The sequence below is a fragment of the Pedobacter gandavensis genome (genome assembly GCF_014172405.1).
Lineage (GTDB): Bacteria > Bacteroidota > Bacteroidia > Sphingobacteriales > Sphingobacteriaceae > Pedobacter > Pedobacter gandavensis.
This window is the reverse complement of record NZ_WNXC01000008.1, coordinates 265821-287225: the sequence shown is the minus strand read 5'-3', so window position 1 is coordinate 287225 and position 21405 is coordinate 265821. Positions and strand designations below refer to the sequence as shown.

Here is a 21405-nt window from a genome sequence, read left to right as displayed (position 1 = left end):
CACAAAGTTAAGCCAAGAACTGACGATTAAACAGAAATATTTTGAGATTTTACATCAAAAGCATCTCTCAGGCCGATGGCCAGCAGATTGAAAGCATAAACCGTGATCATGATGGCCAGGCCTGGTAAAATAGCCAGGTAAGCAGCATCCATAATGATATAGCCATAATGTTCCTTGATCATCCCTCCCCAACTGGGCATGGGCGGCTGTGCGCCAAAGCCAAGGAAGCTTAATCCCGATTCCAATAAAATTGCAGCAGCAAAATTTGCAGAGGCCAGCACCAGGATTGGGCCGGCAATATTGGGTAACATGTGTTTGATGATAATGCGAGGGGTAGAATAGCCAAGTGCTTTCGCGGCTTCCACAAATTCCACTTGTTTCAAGGCCATCACCTGCCCACGCACCAATCTGGCAACATCTACCCAGGTAGACAATCCAACGGCGATAAATATCTGCCAGAAACCTTTTCCCAGTGCAAAGGAAATGGCAATCACGAGTAACAAGGAAGGGAGTGACCAGATCACGTTCATGAACCAGCTAATGGCTGCATCAGTCTTCCGCGAAAAATAACCGGCTAAAGCACCTAAGCTAATGCCGATGAGCAGAGAAATGAGTACCGCCATGAGGCCAACGGATAAAGAAACACGGACGCCAATCATCAACCTACTCAACAAATCACGGCCATAGACATCTGTACCAAGCCAGAAAGTCTGACTGTACCTGTTCTTCCCTGCTACTAAAGGATAGATCGTTTCTTCTGCCTGCTCATCATCCCCAATGTACTCCTTTGCATGTACCTTATTCCCTACTTCCCGATAAGAAGTAATGGGAATACTTTTATAGTCTGCCTCCTGCCCGGAGAACATCTTCTGCAGGAAGTTCAGTTTTTTAACGTCTGAATTTCTGCTGATGATGAGAAAGTCAAAACTCCGACCAGGTTTTTTATTGCTCAGCTGCAAATGCATGGTATTGGCAAAAGGCGTTTGATCTGGTGTAATCAGGTAACCTAATATCCCGATCAACATTAAAAACAGAATAAATAATAGTCCGGAGAAAGCCATTTTGTTTTGCTTAAACCGCTTCCATACCTCCTTCGACGGACTATTGTTGTTTTCCATTATTTCACCATTCTACCTTTCCAATTGTACTTTCCTGAATTTCCTGCCACCCCAATATAAACGATATACAAGATGTGCATCAAATTGAGCAATGGCAATAACACCAATAGTGCTCTTCGTTTTGCGAAACCCGTAACCTGATATAAAAATATAAATTCTACCAGAATCTTAATCAGCAATTGTGCTAAAGCCAGTTTAAAATAGAATCCGATGAACAGGCCAATGGCAATATTTAACAAGATACTCACATTAAACAACCAGATTGCCACACCGAGTACAATGATCGCCTTGTTTTTATACCGGGTACTCTTCGAAGCCCAGCGTTTTCTTTGCTGAATAAACTCTCCAAGCGTTGCTTTAGCATGCGTATAAACCACTGCGTCCTCATTTTTCAGGAAACCAATGTTGTTGTCATAACGAGCAGCCATTTTATGCAATAGCAGTTCATCATCTCCCGAAGCCAGGTCATCGATCCCTTTGAAACCGCCAACTTCATAGAAAGCTGCCTTTTCATAAGCCAGATTGGCCCCATTACAGGTGGAAGGTTTTTTATTGCCAATAGTAGAAGCCCCCAGACCAATCAGGTATAGAAACTCTAATGCCTGTGCCCTTTCAAAGAAACTCTTTTCTTCAAAATAAGCCACTGGCGAGGAAATCATTTTATAGTCTTTCTCTTCATAAAAACCGATAATCGTTTTCAACCAATCCTTACCCATTCTGCAATCGGCATCAGTAGTAATAATGAGGTCACCGGTAGATTGACCGATGGCCGTTTGAATGGCTTTTTTCTTATAAGAATTCAGTGCGCGATCTTCATTCAAACGAATCAGCTTTACGCCTTTTGAGGCATAAGATTCAATGATTGCGGCAGTATCATCTGTAGAATGGTCGTCGATAAAGATGATTTCGGTAAGTGCTTTATCGTAGGATTGTGCGCAAAGATCATCCAGGGTCCTCCTGATATTTTCTGCTTCATTTCTGGCAGCTACCAAAATGGAGACTTTAGTTTTTAAAGCTGGCTTTTTCGGTTGATAATAGCTCAGCTTATGCCAGCCTCTGATAAAGCTGAACACGACGAACACATATAAGACCGTTAAAATAGAAGTGATATAACTAGCTACGCTGTGGATTTCCAAAAAAATTAAGTTTAAATACGAAATAAGTGCCTAATATAGCAGGAATAATAATATTTATCAGCCAGATACTGGCCGTACATGCAATCACTGCCACTTCCTGATCTGTAATCGAGCTAAAGAAATACGAGGCAGTTGCAGTTCTCACGCCAATATCAAATAAATCCAGCGAAGGAAGTGTAGACTGTACGAAGAACAGGATACTCACCATCATCAGGATCTCCATATAGTGAAGGTTGGGAATCAGCCAGAAAAACAGGATGAAATATTGGGTGCTAAAAACCAGGTATCTTAAAAAGCAAAGGGAAAGAATTTTCAGTAGTTCCTTCTTTTGATACCTCGCCAGGATGCTATAAAACTTTTTATATTTTCTGCTGAACTTCATAGACAGTAACAGTCCATTCAGCCATTTGATGTTAAAATAAAAGATCAGGAAGAACAAGCAAAAGATGAGTGCAAAGAACAGCAATGCATAAAACAGCAGGGGATCAATGTCGACAAACCTATAAACGAAAACACAAAATGCGATCGCACCAAAGACATTGGTCAGTACCATTTGTCCGATGTTACCAACAGCCATCGCTACTACGCCAATCACACGCCTTTTGGGCGAAAGGAAAAACACCCTCCCACCATATTCTCCAATCCGATTGGGCGTAAATACTGCCCAGGTTAGGCCACAAAAAACGGATGCTACCGCCTTCCAAAGGCTAATCCGTTCTACACTGGCAATCAATCGCTGCCATTTTATGGCTTCCAATCCCCAGTTTACCAGCATCAGAAAAAGGACGAATCCCATGACCGAAATAATTTCCCATTGCGGAAGTTTACTCAGCAGATTTTTGAAATCCTGAAGGTTCTTGTTTTCCGTTAATTTGTTATATACAAACCAAAATGCGAAAAGAACAATGCCGGCTTTAAGGAGATAAGAAACTATTTTTTTGTACTGTGATGTCAACTTTTTTGCTTTTACTCTGTGCAAATATGCTTAATATTGTTCTATGTTGGTGGAAAAAAAGGAAAGGGTGATCATGGGCATAGATCCGGGCACTTCGATTATGGGTTATGGGGTGATATTGGAAAAGGGAAGTAAGCTCGAATTGATTACCATGGGGATCGTTCGAATGGACCATATGGATGACCACTTTTTAAAACTTCAACGCATCTTTGAAAAGACGATTCACCTGATTGAGGAGTATAAACCAGATACGATGGCATTGGAGGCTCCCTTCTATGGAAAAAACATCCAGGTGATGCTAAAACTAGGTCGTGCGCAAGGTGTAGCCATGGCAGCAGCCTTATCCAGAAACATTCCGATCACGGAATATGCACCGCGTAAAATTAAACAATCCATTACCGGAAGCGGAAGTGCAGGAAAAGAACAGGTGGCAGCGATGCTACAAACCTTACTTAAGTTTAAAGAGACCCCACAATTCCTGGATGCAACCGATGGTCTGGCTGTTGCCGTTTGTCACTCCTTCCAAAGAGTGAGTACTTCCGGCTCAGGAAAATCTTATTCCGGATGGGAAGCCTTCGCAAAAGACAATAAAAAGCGTGTTAAATAACCAAAAAGTATAAATAGCAAAAATGCCCAACCTGGATTTCCGGATTGGGCATTTTTGCTATATAACAGGCTTCAGTAATACTTGATGAGTTAAAAAACTAAGCCTTTGCATTTCTTCTTTTACGGTACACGCTAAAAGCAAAAAAACCAGCTATGACCAGCAATATCAACATCCAAAGGTTTGCCAGCAACAATAGGAATTCCATAAAGATTACCCAGCCATTTTGGATATTTAATCCTAACCTTCTGAAAAATGAAGGACGGTAATCCGACAGGTTATCATTTCCAACCACCAATTTCTTCACCGTATTGTCCTGGTAAAAAGAAAGCGTGATGTCACTATATTTCACCCGCTCATTGATCCTCATGTTTTGAATCTTCTGATCTACATAATCGTCTTTTAACTCGAGCGCAGTCTCCACATTATTACTTTTCTTATTGGCGTTTTTATTCAATTGTTTAACCGCCTCTACCCTATTCTGGTTTTTCAATTGATTAGAGAGATAAGCAATGCTTTGATCATCAAACTTCATCGACTGCTGATCTACAAATACAGCCATACCTGCTACTCTATTTGTAAATTCGTCCAATTTATCGGCTGGTACTTTGGCCACGATGGAGCCTTCGGTACGGTAAGAAGTCAGTTCTAATAAGGAATCTGTGGAATAACGAACTTTCTCTGACTGGTATACATCACTATGAATAGAGAATTCGGCCAGGGTACCACCTTCCGCTTTGATCAGTTCGCCTAGTTTCACTTTAGTCTGCTGTACATTTTTGACGCGAAAGCGCATATCGGCAGTCTTGATAATTTTCTCTGATGAGCTACTATCCGCGATTTCCGCGAGGCTATCCACAGCATCCGAAGTTGGTTCCCTATGAGATTTATTTCCCTGATTACAGGCTACAAATAAGAGGGCGACGGCGCAATAAGCAAGATACTTTTTCATAAGCGTTAATAGTTAGGTTTCTTCTTAATACAACGCAGCTGATAAGGTAACCTAAGAATAAACAGTGTCCTAGAAATGTGACCACAAAAAAAAACCTCCACAACCGAAGTTGAGGAGGTTTTTCAGCAAGCTTTTAAAAAACTAAGATGCTAATATTTTGAATACGCCTTTACAAGCGATGAATGCACCGATAAATAAAATCGCCCATGATACCAAAGATAAAGTCATTGAATCGCCAGCAAAACGCAAATAAACGCCAATTACGGCAATTACAATTCCTACAGCCATTAATTTATAGATGGATGTCTCGTTAGCTCTTTTCATGCTAGGAGTATTATGAGGTTGTATCTGTTCCATAGTGTTTTCTATTAATGGCACAAAAATAATATTAATTAAACAAAAAGCAGTATAACAGCGTGATAAATTTCAATTTATAGAAAAACACCTCTGATCTAAATAAAAAAAGCCCTTATCCGTGTGGATAAGGGCTTTTAATACGATTCGGATGATTACCCGTTTAGTGCAGCTGCACCACTTACAATCTCTGTAAGCTCTGTAGTAATCGCAGCCTGACGTGCCTGGTTGTAAGAAAGCTTTAACGCTTTAATCAAATCACCAGCATTTTCAGTTGCTTTATCCATTGAAGTCATACGGGCACCATGCTCAGAAGCATGAGAATCCAATACTGCTTTATATACCTGAGTTTTGATCGACTTAGGGATCAACTGCGATACGATCTCCTCCTGAGAAGGCTCCATGATATAGTCTACTGCATGAGCAGTGTCTGCACCTTCGGCAATTTCAGTTTTAGGGAGAGGCAATAACTGCTCAGTCGTTAAGATCTGAACTGCCGCATTTTTAAACCTGTTGTATACTAACTCTACTTTATCAAATTCGCCTTTTTCAAAGCCTGCCATGATCGAATTGGTGATCTTGGTTACATTTTCAAAAGTAAGCGCAGCATATACTTCATTGTTATTTCCGATAACATTGTATCCACGTTTCTCATAGAAATCATGTGCTTTCTTACCGATAGCTACGATACTCACGTTACCTTTTTTGTATTGTTCGCTATATTTTTCCGAGATTAAATTGTTGGTTTCTTTAATCACATTCATGTTAAAGGCACCAGCTAAACCACGGTTAGAAGAAACCACTACAATCAATACCTTATTTGGTTCACGTTCCTGAATAAACGGAGACGATGATCCTTCTAAGCTCGCTGAAAGATTTCCTAGGATCTCTTTCAACTTTGTAGCATACGGACGTAGCTGAACAATCGCATTGGTCGCACGCTTCAACTTCGCAGCCGAAACCATTTTCATGGCCTTGGTGATCTGCTGTGTAGATTGCACCGATGATATACGAATTCTTACTTCTTTTAAATTAGCCATTCTTTTTTATTCTTCAGTCAAGAGTAATTTAGTATTTGCTGGAAAGCTCTTTTGCTACAGTTTCCAATACTCCGGTAATTGCATCATCAAATTTACCAGCTTTTAAAGCTTTCAAAGTATCTGGATGACGTAATTCCAATTGTTGTAAGTACTCAGCTTCAAATTCCTTTACTTTATTGATAGGAACTGAACGCATTAAGTTTTTAGTACCAATATAGATGATCGCTACTTGTTTCTCTACTGTTACTGGAGAGAACTGACCTTGTTTAAGGATTTCCACGTTACGTGAACCTTTATCAAGTACAGATTTAGTAGCTGCATCAAGGTCAGAACCGAATTTAGAGAAAGCCTCTAACTCACGGTATTGAGCCTGGTCTAATTTCAAAGTACCAGCAACCTTTTTCATTGATTTGATCTGCGCATTACCACCTACACGAGATACCGAGATACCTACGTTAATCGCTGGACGAATACCTGCGTTGAACAAGTTAGTTTCTAAGAAGATCTGTCCGTCAGTAATCGAAATTACGTTCGTAGGGATATAAGCAGAAACGTCACCAGCTTGAGTTTCGATAATTGGCAGTGCAGTTAATGAACCACCACCTTTAACGATACCTTTCAATGATTCAGGAAGGTCATTCATTGCTTGTGCGATCTCATCATTTGAGTTGATCTTAGCAGCACGCTCTAACAAACGACTGTGAAGGTAGAACACGTCACCAGGATAAGCCTCACGGCCCGGTGGACGACGAAGTAATAACGACACCTCACGGTAAGCTACAGCTTGTTTAGACAAATCATCATAAACAATTAATGCTGGTCTACCTGTATCACGGAAAAATTCACCGATCGCAGCACCAGAGAAAGGAGCGTAGAACTGCAATGGAGCAGGTTCAGCAGCCGAAGCAGCAACAACAACCGTGTATGGCATTGCACCGTTTTCTTCTAATGTACGTACGATATTTGCTACAGTACTTGCTTTTTGACCACAAGCTACATATATACAGTAAACAGGGTTACCTGCTTCATAAAATTCTTTTTGGTTGATGATAGTATCGATACAAACCGCAGTTTTACCAATCTGACGGTCACCAATAACCAACTCACGTTGACCACGACCGATTGGAATCATACCATCAATCGCTTTGATACCTGTTTGTAAAGGTTCAGTAACTGGCTGACGGTAGATTACACCTGGAGCTTTACGCTCGATAGGCATTTCATACGTCTGTCCAATGATTGGTCCTTTACCATCGATTGGCTCACCCATCGTGTTAACTACACGACCTAACATACCTTCACCAACTTTAATAGAGGCAATTTTCTTAGTACGTTTAATCGTATCACCTTCTTTGATCGTGTCAGATGGGCCTAATAAAACCACACCAACATTATCTTCTTCAAGGTTCAAAACAATACCTTGTAAGCCGTTTTCAAATTCAACTAACTCACCGGATTGAACTTTAGTTAAACCATAAACACGGGCAATACCATCACCCACCTGCAATACGGTACCAACTTCTTCAAGTTCTGCTTCTGATTTAAAGCCCGCCAATTGTTGCCTGATAATTGCCGATACTTCGTCTGGTCTTACCTCTACCATAATTTTATATTATTTCTTAGTATATGTTATCTTCTATTTTAAATACTCAAGTTAAACGATACCCTGAGCAAATTCTTTTTTAAGTTTATTCAAACCGTTGGCGATACTTGCATCAAATTGCTTATCTCCAACCTTCAAAATAAATCCGCCAATTAGTTTGTCATTAACTTTTTCTTTAATAACCACTTCATTAGCGCCTACTTCTTTTTTCACTAAAGCTACGATTTCTGTTCTGTTTGCATCAGTCAGCTCGATTGCCGAAGTTACTTCAGCAGTAACAATTCCTTTAATGGCATTGTATTGCTGAATGAAAGATTTTGCCATTCCGAATAAAATCGCTGAACGTCCTTTATTCACAATCAGCTTTAAGAAGGCTTTTGTTACCACATTTACTTTGGCACCAAATACATCTTCTAAAATCCCTGATTTTTTGTCCAAAGGAACGATAGGGTTATTAAGGATAGCTTCCAATTCTGGATTCTGATCAATCACCTGATCTAAAAGCACCATATCATTCTTGATTTCTTCCAAAGAGTTTTGCTCTTGAGCAAGGTCAATCATTGATTTGGCGTATCTCGATGCTGCTTTATTTTCTAACATTTTTATCTAATTTGGCTAAATAAACTACAGACTAGTTTAATTCAACGTCTTTTAAAAGATTAGCAACTAAATCCTGCTGAGTAGCTTTGTCTTGTAATTGATTACGTAATACACGTTCCGCGATATCTAATGATAAAGAAGAAACCTGGTGTTTCAATTCTGCTAAAGCAGCTTTCTTTGAATTTTCAATTTCGATCTTAGCTTTCTCAATTAATTTAGCACCTTCAGTCTGAGCAGAAGTTTTTGCTTCATTAATGATGCTATCTTTAAGCGTTTTTGCTTCTTTCAAGATCAAATCACGTTCAGCACGGGCAGATTTCATTAACTCTTCATTTTGAGAAGTTAAACGAGCCATCTCTTGTTTTGCTAATTCAGCTTTGCTTAATGCTTCATCAATCGATTTTTCGCGTTCTTTAATTGCTGCAAGAATTGGTTTCCAGGCAAATTTTGCCAATAAAAACATTAGCAATAAGAAAGCAATGGATTGAAAGATAACTAGGCCGAATTCAGGTAATAATAATTCCATCTGTATATGTATAAAATATTTTGTTCTTTTTTAACAATAAATGGCACCAGATATCGCTATCTGGCACCGTTTAATTTCTAGCCATTACCCATTAGGGCAACAACTACTGCGAAAAGCGCAACAGCTTCAACGAAGGCAGCAGCGATTAACATTGCAGTTTGAATTTTAGAGGCAGCTTCTGGTTGACGAGCAATACCGTCCATAGCTGAACCACCAATGCGTCCGATACCTAGACCAGCGCCAATCGCAGCTAATCCTGCACCAATTGCAGCAATACTTCCTGTAATCATGATTTTATATATTAATTGTTGTTAAAAAATAATTCTAATTAGTGGTGATCATCAATTGCCATTCCGATAAACAGGGCAGAAAGGATCGTAAAAATAAAGGCCTGGATAAATGCAACCAGTAATTCGATTCCGCCGATAAATACTGCAAAGGCGATAGAAATTGGTGCAATGTACAAGCTGTTGAATACGAACACCAAGCAGATCAATGACAACACCAAGATGTGTCCTGCAGTAATGTTAGCAAACAAACGAATCATTAGGGCGATAGGTTTGGTAAAGATACCGAACAATTCTACCGGAACCATAACGACATACATCCACCATGGTACATCAGGCATAAAGATGTGTTTCCAGTAATATTTATTACCGTTAAACACCGTTAGGCAGAATGTAGCCAATGCAAGGATCATCGTTACTGCGATGTTACCAGTTAAATTGGCACCACCAGGTAAGAATGGAACTAAGCCCAACATGTTATTAAACCAGATAAAGAAAAACACGGTTAATAAGTACGGCATAAAGCGCTCGTATTTATGACCTAAGTTTGGAATAGCAATGTCATCACGTACAAACAAGATGATTGGCTCCATCCAAGACTGGATTCCTTTTGGTGATTTACCTTTGTTGGTTCTATATCCTTTAGCAACGCTCAAGAACACCGCTAAGATGATGATGATAGATAAAAACAAGGTGACCACATTCTTTGTCATGGACAAGTCCAGCGGGCGTGCATTTGTGGCATGATGCTTCTCATCTAAAGTTACAAACTGACCGTGCTCATTCGCAACGTCAGACGCATAATAGATTTTCTCGTGCATCTTCACAAAGCGTTGTCCTTTTTGCTCTACTACTACTTTAGCTTCATCATCGCGAACAACTTTTCCGTCCTCCAGCGTGGTGAAATCAGCAGAACTGAAGTTTACAACACCAGCTTTGGTGTACAAAATTACCGGAAGGTCGATATAGGTATGTCCAATTACATGCCAACTATGCGAATCCGCAATGTGGTGTAGTGCAAACTTACCAATGTCAAACTTTTTCTCAGCTGCCGGCTGGGCATGAGAACCTTCTGTTACTTGTGCTGTGTCAACCTGTGCGAAAGCAGCAGGTGTAACAGAAAAAAACGCTAAAAAGAGCGTAAAAACAACAATTAACCTCTTCACTTTAAACTCAAAAACGTGGCTACAATCCATTTACTCGCAGATTTTTACTTTTTATTTTGGTGGCGCAAGTTACGTAACAAACAGTATATTTCAAAGAAGCTGAACAATAAATATAAAGAAAAAAAGTTCAGCACGAAAACAAAGCCGTTTTCCTTGCTTTTAAGGCTGTAAATCAGCACAAAAGCCATTGCGAAAATCATCTTCAGTGCAATTGATCCCATAATGGCCATCACGCCAACATCAGGATTGCGTTTTAATCCCAAATCTGCCACGCCATAAGCGATATAAGTAATGCCGGCTAAGAAGCCAAACACCAACCAGAATTTAGGTACTAAGATCAACTGATCAGGAAATATAGCAGGAAGGGCATAAGCGATGCCACCGAGAACGGCGCAAAACGCTAAATAATAAAGGGTAAACCGTGTTAAACTCAAATCAGTATCTATTTTTTTACAAAAGTAGGAATTTACAATGGTTTAAAATAATCAGTTTGAGTTTTTATTCAGTTGTTTTACAACCTGATACAAGGATACGACTACACCTAAAAGTCCTAAAATCGCGGCATAGATTGGCTGCTTACTGTGCTGATATTCATCAATTTTATAGCCTGCAAACGCAAAAACGCCAATTGTGGCCAACATTTGGAAACTGATTGAGGAATACCTCGCAAAATTATTAACGTTCTTTTTCTCTTCGTTCGGATCCATAGGAATAAAAATCTAATGCAAATAAAATCTAATTTGTTAAGAACTTAGTGTTGAATAAAATACTTTTGTATATATTTTGTTGTTTATAAGATTAACTCAACCTATTTTTTTTGGAAAATTACGCAATCAACTCTCTAAAGATAACCTTAGTTATCTTTTTTTCCTGCCTCTTGTATGCCTGTAGCTCCAACAAGGACACTGCCATGAGTAGGGCCATGCAAAACCTGACTTCCAGATATAACTATATATACAATGCCAATCTGATCCTGGATCAACATCAGACAGCGTTAACAGAGGCTTATGCGGACAACTATGATGAAGTCCTACCAGTTTACGTCAATCCTGAAGCCTATGATATTTTCAATGACCAGCCAGGTGGAAGTATGCCGGATATGGAGGAGATCATCAAAAAAGCAAGAGTGCTCCTATTAGAAAAAACATATGGCAACTACCAAGACGATGCCTACCTCCTGCTTGGAAAGGCTAACTTCTATAAAGGGAACTACTTTAATGCGGAAGAATATTTCGACTATACTGCCAAAACCTATCCCGGCAATACAAAAAGCCGCGTAATCGCACTGGACTGGAAAGCCAGAAGCTTAATGCAACTGGGTAAATACAGCGAAGCGGCAAAAGTACTGGATACCTTATCCAATACAATTTCCGGCACAAAAAGCCACAAAGCAGAGCCATTGGCCACCATTGCGCAAATTTATATTCATCAGCGAATGGCTTCAGATGCCATCGAATTGCTACAACAAGCCCAACAGGCGCATCCAAGCAAACAACAACGCATTCGCTGGAATTACATCCTGGCACAGTTGTATGAAAAACAAGAAAACTACAATGAAGCGCTACGTTACTATCGTAAAGTAGAAAAAAGTAGTGCCCCGTTTGAGATGTATTTTAATGCAAATCTTAACAGGATTAAGCTCAATGCCTTTATGAGCGGCTTAAAAATCAACAAGCAGCAAGAATTACTGGCCATGCTTAAAGACGATAAAAACGAGGATTACCACGACCAAATCTATTATCAAGTCGCGGAAAGCTATGCCAGAGATCAAAATTATCTGGAAGCCGATAAATATTATAAGTTATCCCTGCGCAACAGCACAAAAAACATGTACCAGAAAGGCCTTTCGTACTTAAAGATTGCCGACCTGAATTTCAAGCATTTCCATGATTATATCCATGCAAAGTTATATTATGACAGCACGGTAAACACGCTGCCAAAGACTTATCCAGGCTATGAATTGGTGGTAAAAAAGACGCAGAACCTGCAATACCTAACCGATCGCTACGAGCAGATTGCCTTTCAGGACACCCTGCAATCGTTGGCTAAACTACCTGAAGCGGAACGTTTAGCGAAGGTACGCTTATTGGTTAACCCGGTAATTGCAGCAACAAAAACAATAAATACCGTTAACAACATTCCGGCAAGCCCCTTCCCTACCGGCAATGATACCCGCCAAAAAGGTCCAGCGTCAAGTAACTTTTATTTTGCGAATCAGGCGGCCATCAGCACAGGTTTTAACGACTTTAAAAAGAAATGGGGCAACCGTAAATTGGAACTCAACTGGCGCCAGAGCATAAAATCTTCTGCACAAGAGACCAATCAGGGGATTACTAAAAACTATGCGACCAATAATGGGGTCGTAAATCCAGACCAGAAAAATACGGCCATGCCGGATTCTGCTTCGAAAATTAAAACATTACTTGCAGAAATCCCGACTACTGCTGCAGGCCTGGCCATATCTGACCAGAAAGAAATGGAAGCCTATTATGAGATCGCCAATTTCTACCTGCAAGAGCTAAACAGTCCAAAGGAAGCCGCAGAAGTATACGAAACCCTACTTAAACATTTCCCTAACAATGACCGATTGGCTTCGATCTACTATGGGCTCTTCTTAGCGAATAAAACCATAGATCCAGCGAAAGCAGAAGTCTATAAACAGAAAGTACTGAAAGATTTTGCCAGCTCATCTTACGCTAAAACCATACTTGACCCTGCTTTCTCGATGAAACAATCGGAAATGGAAATCGTGGTTAATAAGCAATACAATGACCTGTTCGACTTATACGAGAAAAAAGACTTTGCCAGTGTCATTCTGAAAGCGGATGAAGTGCTACAAGCCAGTCCAGATAATTATTTAGCGCCACAGTTTGCCTACTTAAAAGCCATTGCTATTGGTAGAACAGCTCATGTAGACCAGCTCATCACTGCTTTCGAAAAGATTAAGGTCAGCTACCCGAACGATCAGCTGATTGTACCATTGGTGAAAGAACACCTCAATTACATCAGTCAGCATTTGGAAGAATTTAAACAGAGAGCGATAGCCCTTGCTGATTTTGATGCCAATGAACCAAAGTTCTTTGCACAGCAATTCCCAGCAAAAGCCACAGATAAAGTCGCCTCTAAAACCAACAAGGACCAGGACGGCCCTCCGAAAGTAATTCCATTTGTACCGCAAATCCCGGTAGCGGAGATCCCTGTAAAAGAAAATCCTGCGGCTGAAAAACCAGTTGTACCAGCACCGGCAGTCAAGGCAGAAGGAATTTTTAATACCGCCCCTTCTAAACTATATTATTACGTGGTACACGTGGCTGACGCCTCTTTAACCCTCAGTTCTTCCCGTTTTGGCATCGGTCAATACAACCGCGGAAACTACGCTGAAAACAATCTCCGTCATCAATTGAAGGAATTTGACAATGATCAGCTTATATTTGTAGGAAACTTTGGTACTTTCGACGACGCAAAAACGTATGCTGATGGTATAAATCCTCAGTTAAAACAGATCATGAAAGTCCCTGCTAACTTGTACAAAAGCTTTATCATCAGCAAAGAAAACTTTGATAAGCTCAGCAGCAAGGACCTATTGAACAAGTACCTTGAATTTTATAAAAACAACTATTAACAATGAACAAACCACTTTCGCAAGAAGACATCAGAAAGTATAATTTCAACATCTGGAAGCTCTTAATTGCAGGAATCGTTTTATTCGCTCTATTTATCGTCGCTGTTGGTTTTGGGTTCTTTGGTGAACTCCCTTCTTTCAGAGACATCGAACATCCTAAAAGCAATCAAGCCTCAGAAGTCATCACAGAAGATGGCAAAATTCTGGGCACTTACTTTGTGCAAAACAGGTCTAATGTCACTTACGACCAGATCTCGCCGAATGTCATCAATGCTTTAATTGCGACCGAAGACATTCGATTTAAAGAACACTCCGGGATCGACTTTAAACGTACGTTTACCATCTTTTTATATGCCATCATTGGTAAAAAACAAGGTGGAAGTACCATCACGCAACAGTTGGCTCTGAACCTTTTTTCTGAAGAAGGAAGACAGAAAAACTTTGCCAAGCGAATCTTACAGAAGTTCCAGGAATGGGTGATTGCAGTAAAACTAGAACGCAATTACACGAAAGAGGAAATCATTGTGATGTATTTAAATACGGTAGATTTCGGAAATCAAGCCTATGGAATTAAATCTGCGGCCAGGGTATATTTTAATACCACTCCTGATAAATTAACCGTTAGTCAGGCAGCCACATTGGTGGGGATCCTAAAAGGAATCTCCAGATATTCCCCAACCCGTAACCCGGAACGCGCATTGGCCCGTAGAAATACAATTATGGGATTAATGGTAAAAGCGGATTTCTTAACCGAGCAGGATTATGAAAAACAAATAGAAAAACCATTGGGTCTTCGCTTTAGTGCGGCTACTGTGAATGATGGTATTGCTCCTTATTTCAGGGCAGTTGTTAAAAATGATATTAAAAAACTCTTCCTGGAACGTTCGATCTTAAAATCAGACGGCACTCCATATGATCTGGATAGAGATGGTCTTAAGATTACCACCACCATCAATTATGAGATGCAGGTTTATGCAGAAGAAGCGCAAAAGGAATACATGAAAATCCTGCAAGCGTCGTTCTATGACAGTTGGAAAGGTAAAAATCCTTTTAAAGGAAAAGAAATGCAGATTGAGCAGGGCGTAAAAAGATCTGACCGATACAAAGCATTACAGCTGGAAGGAAAGAGTGACGAAGAGATTAAGGCAGACTTCAATACCCCTACCAGACTCAGCATATTTACCTGGAGAGGAAATATCGATACGCTGATGAAGCCAATCGACTCTGTAAGGTACTATAAATTACTATTGAGAAATGCCATGATGGCGATGGATCCGCAATCCGGATATGTGAAAGCATGGGTTGGCGGGATCAATTATGAGCATTTTAAATACGATCAGGTAAAAATGGGAACCAGACAAGTAGGTTCCACAGCGAAACCTTTCACCTATGCTGTTGCCATTGAAAATGGATACTCTCCATGTTTTAGCGTACTAAATGAGCCGGTAACGATTGAAACTCCGGGTAGTCCACCATGGACGCCAAGATCTTCTGGAACCGTTCCAGGCTACCTGACTTTACAAAAAGCATTGGCATTGTCACAAAATTATATTGCAGCTTACCTGATGAAACAAGTCGGCCCGGTTGCCGTGGCTACCCTGGCGAAAAAAATGGGGATTACCTCAGAAGTGCCAGCAGTCCCTTCTATTGCCTTAGGCTCTTTTGATGCCTCCGTATATGATATGGTGGGTGCTTACAGTGTTTTTGCCAATAAAGGTGTCTGGAAAAAACCGACGTACATCTTAAAAATTCAGGATAAAAACGGCGTCGTGCTTTACAATGACACGCCGATTCCAGTACCTGCATTGAATGAAGAAGTTGCTTATGTGATGACCAGAATGTTGCGCGGTGTAATTACCAATGGAACAGGATGGCGTTTGGCAGGAAAATTTGGTGTAACAGGGCCTATCGGTGGAAAAACCGGTACGACCAATGCCAACTCTGACGGATGGTTTATGGCCATTACTCCACAGCTTGCTGCAGGTGTATGGACGGGTTGTGAAGACCGTGCATTCCACTTTACCAGTACCAGACAGGGTGACGGTGCAACCACTGCCTTGCCTATTTATGCAGGATTTATGAAACGTGTGTACGCCAGTAAGACCCTAAATATGAGCAAAGCTGATTTTGAACCACCGAAAAATGGAACGACCATTACTTTCGACTGTAATCAATACCAACAGCAGGAGCAAGACACAGAACTGGACGAGAAGCTAGGTTTCTAGTCTTTGATTAAAATCGATTTCCATGAGTACTTTTGAATATAAAAAAGTATTGGCCGATATTCCCCATAAACCTGGTGTATACCAGTATTGGGATGCGGAGGATACTTTAATATATATCGGCAAGGCCAAAGACCTGAGAAACCGGGTGGGTTCCTATTTTATTTCGGACAAGCAGCTCAATGGGAAAACCAGGGTACTGGTGTCCAAAATCAGGAAGATCACCTTCACGATTGTAGATACCGAGATTGATGCCTGGCTGTTGGAAAACAGCCTGATTAAAAAGCATCAGCCCAGATATAACATCATGCTGAAGGATGATAAGACCTACCCATGGATCATCATCAAGAAAGAACCTTTTCCCAGGGTTTTCTGGACTCGGAATATGGTCAAAGATGGTTCTACCTATTTTGGGCCATACGCTTCGGTACACATGATGCACACCATTCTTGATGTCATCAAGGAAACTTATAGCTTACGTACTTGTAGTTTACCCCTGACGGAGAAAAACATCCATGATGGCAAATTCAAAGTTTGCCTGGAATACCAGATCGGGAACTGTAAAGGCCCTTGTCAGGCTTACCAGGACGCTGCTGACTATGATAGAAATATCGAAGAGATCAAAGACATTCTGAACGGAAAAATCGGAAGCGTGATCAAGGAGGTCAAACAAATTGTGAAAGATGCAGCTGCAGACCTGAACTTTGAACTGGCCCATCAATATCAAAAGAAACTACTGGTGCTCGAAAAATACCAGAGCAAGTCTACGGTAGTGAGTAGCTCTATCACCAATATTGATGTGGTGAGCATTGCTTCTGATGAGCGCTATGCCTTTGTGAATTACTTAAAAGTAATGAACGGCAGTATCATTCAGACCCAAACTATAGAGATTAAAAAGAAACTGGATGAAACCGATGAAGAGCTATTGACTTTGGCGATTACGGAATTCCGCACCAAATTCAACAGTACCTCCAAAGAGATTGTGATTCCTTTTGAAATCTCCTTAGAGGATAAAAACATCAAGTTTACCGTCCCTAAGCTAGGGGAAAAGAAAAATCTACTGGAGCTCTCTCAGAAAAACGTCTTGTTTTTCAAAAAGGAGAAATTGAACCAGTATGAAAAACTGAACCCGGATTTAAGAACAGACCGCATCCTGACGCAACTGCAAAAGGATCTTGGTTTAAGCGAATTGCCGAAGCATATTGAATGTTTTGACAACTCCAATTTCCAGGGTGCCTATCCGGTATCCGCTATTGTGGTGTTCAAAGATGCAAAACCATCGAAAAAAGACTACCGACATTTTAATGTGAAAACCGTGGAAGGTCCCAATGATTTTGCGACCATGGAGGAAGCTGTTTACAGGCGATATAAGCGCATGTTGGAAGAAGAAGGTACATTGCCGCAATTGATCATCATTGATGGTGGTAAGGGCCAGTTATCCTCTGCTGTGAGCAGTTTGAAAAAGCTAGGTATAGAACACAAGGTAGCCATCGTTGGTATTGCCAAGCGACTGGAAGAATTGTTCTTCCCTAACGACCCTTATCCTTTATACCTGGACAAGAAATCAGAAAGTTTAAAGCTGATCCAGCAACTCCGTGATGAAGCCCATAGGTTTGGGATTACTTTTCACCGCAAGAAACGTGACCAAGGCACTTTAAAAACAGAATTAGAAGACATTGAGGGGATTGGCAAGACGACGGCCGACAAGCTCTTACGTCATTTTAAATCCGTTAAAAAGATCCGGGAAGCAGATCCTACTGAATTGCAAAAAGTATTGAATAAAGCACAGGTAGTGGCCTTAACCAATTACTTCAAAAAAGATTCAAAACCAACATCAGCAGATTAAAAATACAGCGCATAAAAAAATCCGGTCTCTTTGAAAGACCGGATTTTTTTTATCCTTGAATCGGGGTTTTAATATTCCCAAAGACTTTGTTCAAAGTCCGCAATAGACTTTTTAATCTTTTCCGATTCATATAATTTCCTTGGATCTTTAGGATCAGTTAAGCCTAACATATCCACAATCGTTTTATTTCCAGGATTTGTTTCTTTCACTACATAACTAGAGAACAAACGTCTAACGAAGAAATCATCGAAAGTCAATACCGAAGCATCGTTACCCGGGTTCATCAGTTTTTTCTTAGTCAGCAGTTCTCTCACATCATCATAATAGATCCAGAAAACCGGTTGCCAATTGCCTTCTACCAATTTCATCGGTGCAATACCAACAATTCTAGGTTCAAAAACCGAGCGCTTGACATCTAAAATCCAATCCTCTTTAATTCTATATTTCATGAATTCATCAGGTCTGAACCTTTTCAATGTCGGCTCTGAAATCTTGCCGGTAGTGGCATCAGCTGAGCCCTCTGAAACACCGCGCATATTTTGTAAGGCCTGGGTTGAAGTCAGCGCAATCTTGAAAGAATCATTATCTTCCAGCAATTTCCCGGCAGTGGTATCTTTCGGAGAATATGCCGTCAGTTCCTCATTCGTTACTGCATCAAGTAAAACATCAATCAGTCTTGCACCTTCGGCTTTCAATACCGAGTTAATGGTATCTCTTAAATCGATTTCACGCCAAACTCTTTTGGAATAAAATACATCCTCTTCTCTCACATCGGCAAAAGGAACCATAATGGCACTATCCACATCTTTTCTGGCGGAAAAGCCATCTTTAGGTGGCGTCTTTATCTTTGCCTTTTTTACTGGAGATCCCTTCGTTGCCGGAGGTACAACATCCTGCGCAGAAACGGTAAGTCCGAATAAAAGTAATGCCGAAATACTTAAAATGTTTTTCATAATCAATCCTATTTTGCACTAAATGTGATGCCATCCAACACACGTTGACGGCCATCCGGGCCTTCACATACAATGTCTTTAAAGATCACTGTTGCCCCTGGTTTAATTGAATTTAAGGCACCTTTTACCTGACCATTAAATCCAGCACCACTATTTTGTATCGTTACGGCATCAGATCTCGGGTTGATAAATGTTGCACCGAATCTAATTACCTTATATTTTACGTCAAAAACAAAATCATCCAGTTGAGTATCCAACAGGCCGGCATTTTCCAACCATTCCAGGTCTACGCTACCTCCAGATTTACCTTTCACCAAAGCTTTAGGTGTTGGCAAAGCTTTTACACGGAAAGTCTGAGAACCCAGGTTTAAAGTTTTACCACCTGAATTTGCAGAAACATTGATGTTTACTTCTTTTCCTACCTGTGCACCGCTTACGTTGACCGTAAATTTACCACTACCACCAGAGATCGTTCCACCGTCAATGCTTGCTTTTACGCTCTCCATTGGAAAGCCTGCTGCAGAAACAGAGAAAGGATTTGGAATACCGGCATAGATCACGTTCATCTTGTCAGGAGATACTGTTGCAGAAGGTTTCGCGACCTGATAAGATTGCTCAGGCGTTCTATATTCTACGACTTTACCGTCTGTTTGTTTGACACGAATAGTACCTGACCATTTGAATACCCCTACACTACCCGTACTACCGGTATAGGTTGCTTTACCATCTTTTACAGAAAGCGGGCTTGAATTTACAGAGATTTCCGGGTTAGACTTCGAATCGCTGGCCGTTAAAAACACCTGCGCGGTATAAGGTTGTCCCTGGATAACATAAGAGCTAGGTGCAACTGCAACTGCATCAAACTGATCCAGATTTACTAAGGCCTTATCCATATCTCCGAATAATCGTTTCACCACTTCGGCTTCCGCATTTTTAACATCCGACTGAATTTTAGTCAATATGGTATTGGCAGCTGTTAATGGCGTACCCTCACCAAAATTAATGTCTGCCCAGTTTTTCTTTCCATTAACTGCTTTTTCGGCATTTTTAGCCTCCAAAGAGAAGGTCACATGTACTCTATCTTTTGCTGGAAGCAAAGCGATTAATTTTTCGCGGGTTTCATTGATTTTCTTTTGCAACTCATCACCCTTTTTCTGGTTGATCATAATGCCCTGAGCAATGTCCATATTGGAACGTTCCGTCAAATCACCAGTTTCCGGGTCAATTCCTTTCCCGGCTACCTTAAACTCTTCTTTCAGTTTATCAATATAGTTGTTCAATTCATCGGCATAAGCCTTTGCTTTATTGGCATTCTCCCAAATGGGCTGCGCCCTTGCAGGCTCTTCTTTAAGTTTTGTATTTTGAAATGCTGCGAACAATTGGTCAATGCTGCTGCTCACGTTATTTTTTGAAGTCAGCAAACTATCATTGATGTTCTTAAAAGCATTTAATATCGTATCTGATACGTTCAAGGCAAGCATAGCTAACAATACCAAATACATGATATTGATCATCTTCTGCCTCGTAGATTGTTTTCCCCCTGCCATTTTTAATTAAGTCTGATGATTAAATGAACACTAATTAAATACAGGTTAAACACGTGGCTGATTCATAGCCGACAACATGTTACCATAGATTGAATTTAAAGAACCTAAGTTTTTAGCCAGTTTCCCAACTTCTTCCTTAAATTGTTTAGAATCTTCCATAGAACCCTGGAAATTATCCATTGTGGTTGCGATGTTTTGATAGAATTTGCTCATTGATTTCAGGTGGGCATTAGAGTCCTGCAATTCCAATTCATAAACCGCGTTTAATGCAGATAGGTTTTTAGCCAATGCATTCACCTGCTCATGGTATGATTTAGAAGCACCAGCACTTTCGCCGATTTCAACCAACTGACTGGTTGCTTTAGAGAAAGCACCGTTCAGGGCGTCAAAGCTTACAGAGGCAGTTTTAACTTTTCCTGCAAATTCTGCCGTTGCGGTTGAAGCGTCTGCTACATTAGAAATAGTAGCCACTTTCTCACCAAAGGTACGTAGGCCATTGCCCAGGCTTTCGATCAATTCAGGGCCAATTTTTGCATCTGTCAACATTTTATCTAATGCTGCAGTAGAAGAGAATCCTGTCGCTTGTACAGTTTGTCTTGGAGGCGCCGTTGTTGGATCATAGTCGTCTCTCAATTCAGGGTAAACTCTTTCCCATGCTGGTTCTGGTTCTGGCTGGATAAATCCGGTTAAAGCAAATAGAATTGCTTCAACACCTAATCCAATTCCAATCATGTAATTACCCCATACGCCACCAAGGTGAAGGATTTTGAAAAGCGCGCCAAGAATAACCACGCTGGCGCCTAGCGATATTGCCAGGTGCATTTTATCGAATTTACGGTTTGCTACCATTTTTAAGGATGAGTTTGGTATATAT

At 40.6% G+C, this 21405-nt stretch carries 20 protein-coding genes; 4 read left to right on the top strand and 16 right to left on the bottom strand.

All coding sequences use genetic code 11. The annotated features are described in order from the left end of the window. Nucleotides 1-26 precede the first annotated feature (26 nt). From GM920_RS19965 to GM920_RS19955, 3 genes are read right to left on the bottom strand one after another with little or no spacing between them, the layout of a single operon-like run. Nucleotides 27-1118, bottom strand: coding sequence for an ABC transporter permease (locus tag GM920_RS19965; protein WP_182960782.1), 1092 nt, complete (start codon nt 1116-1118; stop codon nt 27-29). Beyond that, nucleotides 1118-2254 carry a glycosyltransferase family 2 protein gene (locus tag GM920_RS19960; protein WP_182960780.1) on the bottom strand — a complete coding sequence of 379 codons (1137 nt, stop codon included), beginning with the start codon at nt 2252-2254 and terminating at the stop codon, nt 1118-1120. The genes GM920_RS19965 and GM920_RS19960 overlap by 1 nt, the downstream gene beginning before the upstream one ends. Further along, entirely contained in the window at nt 2232-3209 is a 978-nt protein-coding gene (locus GM920_RS19955; protein WP_182960778.1) for a lysylphosphatidylglycerol synthase transmembrane domain-containing protein, read from the bottom strand. The genes GM920_RS19960 and GM920_RS19955 overlap by 23 nt, the downstream gene beginning before the upstream one ends. A gap of 43 nt (nt 3210-3252) precedes the next feature. Between GM920_RS19955 and ruvC the strand changes: the two genes are divergently transcribed. Beyond that, complete coding sequence (gene ruvC / locus GM920_RS19950; RefSeq protein ID WP_182960776.1) at nt 3253-3816, top strand: crossover junction endodeoxyribonuclease RuvC; 564 nt, start codon at nt 3253-3255, stop codon at nt 3814-3816. A gap of 97 nt (nt 3817-3913) precedes the next feature. On the opposite strand, the gene GM920_RS19945 is transcribed toward ruvC, so the two are convergent. From GM920_RS19945 to GM920_RS19900, 10 genes are all read right to left on the bottom strand, one after another. Next, entirely contained in the window at nt 3914-4765 is an 852-nt protein-coding gene (locus GM920_RS19945) for a DUF4349 domain-containing protein (protein WP_182960774.1), read from the bottom strand. Between the two features lie 141 nt (nt 4766-4906). Beyond that, a complete protein-coding gene (locus GM920_RS19940) occupies nt 4907-5122 on the bottom strand; it encodes a hypothetical protein (RefSeq protein WP_182960772.1) in 216 nt (71 codons plus the stop codon). Nucleotides 5123-5274: 152 nt separating this feature from the next. Further along, entirely contained in the window at nt 5275-6159 is an 885-nt protein-coding gene (atpG, locus tag GM920_RS19935) for an ATP synthase F1 subunit gamma (RefSeq protein WP_182960770.1), read from the bottom strand. A gap of 28 nt (nt 6160-6187) precedes the next feature. After that, entirely contained in the window at nt 6188-7762 is a 1575-nt protein-coding gene (gene atpA / locus GM920_RS19930; protein ID WP_182960768.1) for a F0F1 ATP synthase subunit alpha, read from the bottom strand. Between the two features lie 51 nt (nt 7763-7813). Then, nucleotides 7814-8362 (bottom strand): ATP synthase F1 subunit delta, encoded by a 549-nt coding sequence (atpH, locus tag GM920_RS19925; protein ID WP_182960766.1) that lies wholly within the window; start codon nt 8360-8362, stop codon nt 7814-7816. Between the two features lie 31 nt (nt 8363-8393). Next, nucleotides 8394-8888: a F0F1 ATP synthase subunit B gene (locus tag GM920_RS19920; protein WP_182960764.1), complete on the bottom strand. Its 495-nt coding sequence runs from the start codon at nt 8886-8888 to the stop codon at nt 8394-8396. A 77-nt stretch (nt 8889-8965) separates the two neighbouring features. Continuing rightward, nucleotides 8966-9175, bottom strand: coding sequence for an ATP synthase F0 subunit C (atpE, locus tag GM920_RS19915; RefSeq protein WP_062551197.1), 210 nt, complete (start codon nt 9173-9175; stop codon nt 8966-8968). Nucleotides 9176-9216: 41 nt separating this feature from the next. After that, complete coding sequence (atpB, locus tag GM920_RS19910) at nt 9217-10371, bottom strand: F0F1 ATP synthase subunit A (protein WP_182960762.1); 1155 nt, start codon at nt 10369-10371, stop codon at nt 9217-9219. 14 nt (nt 10372-10385) lie between these two features. Beyond that, the gene (locus tag GM920_RS19905) at nt 10386-10775 is read right to left on the bottom strand and encodes a hypothetical protein (RefSeq protein ID WP_182960760.1); all 390 of its coding nucleotides are present in this window, start codon (nt 10773-10775) and stop codon (nt 10386-10388) included. A 51-nt stretch (nt 10776-10826) separates the two neighbouring features. Further along, nucleotides 10827-11048 (bottom strand): AtpZ/AtpI family protein, encoded by a 222-nt coding sequence (locus GM920_RS19900; RefSeq protein WP_182960758.1) that lies wholly within the window; start codon nt 11046-11048, stop codon nt 10827-10829. A 110-nt stretch (nt 11049-11158) separates the two neighbouring features. On the opposite strand from GM920_RS19900, the gene porW reads away from it, so the two are divergent. From porW to uvrC, 3 genes are read left to right on the top strand one after another with little or no spacing between them, the layout of a single operon-like run. Then, nucleotides 11159-13963, top strand: coding sequence for a type IX secretion system periplasmic lipoprotein PorW/SprE (gene porW / locus GM920_RS19895; RefSeq protein WP_182960756.1), 2805 nt, complete (start codon nt 11159-11161; stop codon nt 13961-13963). 2 nt (nt 13964-13965) lie between these two features. Continuing rightward, on the top strand, nt 13966-16188 hold the full coding sequence (locus tag GM920_RS19890) for a transglycosylase domain-containing protein (RefSeq protein WP_182960754.1): 2223 nt from the start codon (nt 13966-13968) through the stop codon (nt 16186-16188). Between the two features lie 22 nt (nt 16189-16210). Beyond that, on the top strand, nt 16211-18031 hold the full coding sequence (gene uvrC, locus GM920_RS19885; RefSeq protein ID WP_182960752.1) for an excinuclease ABC subunit UvrC: 1821 nt from the start codon (nt 16211-16213) through the stop codon (nt 18029-18031). 68 nt (nt 18032-18099) lie between these two features. On the opposite strand, the gene porN is transcribed toward uvrC, so the two are convergent. The 3 genes from porN to porL are packed head-to-tail and all read right to left on the bottom strand — an operon-like array spanning nt 18100 to nt 21380. Beyond that, nucleotides 18100-18984, bottom strand: a complete 885-nt coding sequence (porN, locus tag GM920_RS19880) for a type IX secretion system ring subunit PorN/GldN (protein ID WP_182960751.1) — start codon at nt 18982-18984, stop codon at nt 18100-18102. An 8-nt stretch (nt 18985-18992) separates the two neighbouring features. Then, nucleotides 18993-20531, bottom strand: a complete 1539-nt coding sequence (gene porM / locus GM920_RS19875) for a type IX secretion system motor protein PorM/GldM (RefSeq protein WP_182960749.1) — start codon at nt 20529-20531, stop codon at nt 18993-18995. A gap of 45 nt (nt 20532-20576) precedes the next feature. Further along, nucleotides 20577-21380: a type IX secretion system motor protein PorL/GldL gene (porL, locus tag GM920_RS19870; RefSeq protein WP_182960747.1), complete on the bottom strand. Its 804-nt coding sequence runs from the start codon at nt 21378-21380 to the stop codon at nt 20577-20579. Nucleotides 21381-21405: the final 25 nt, after the last annotated feature.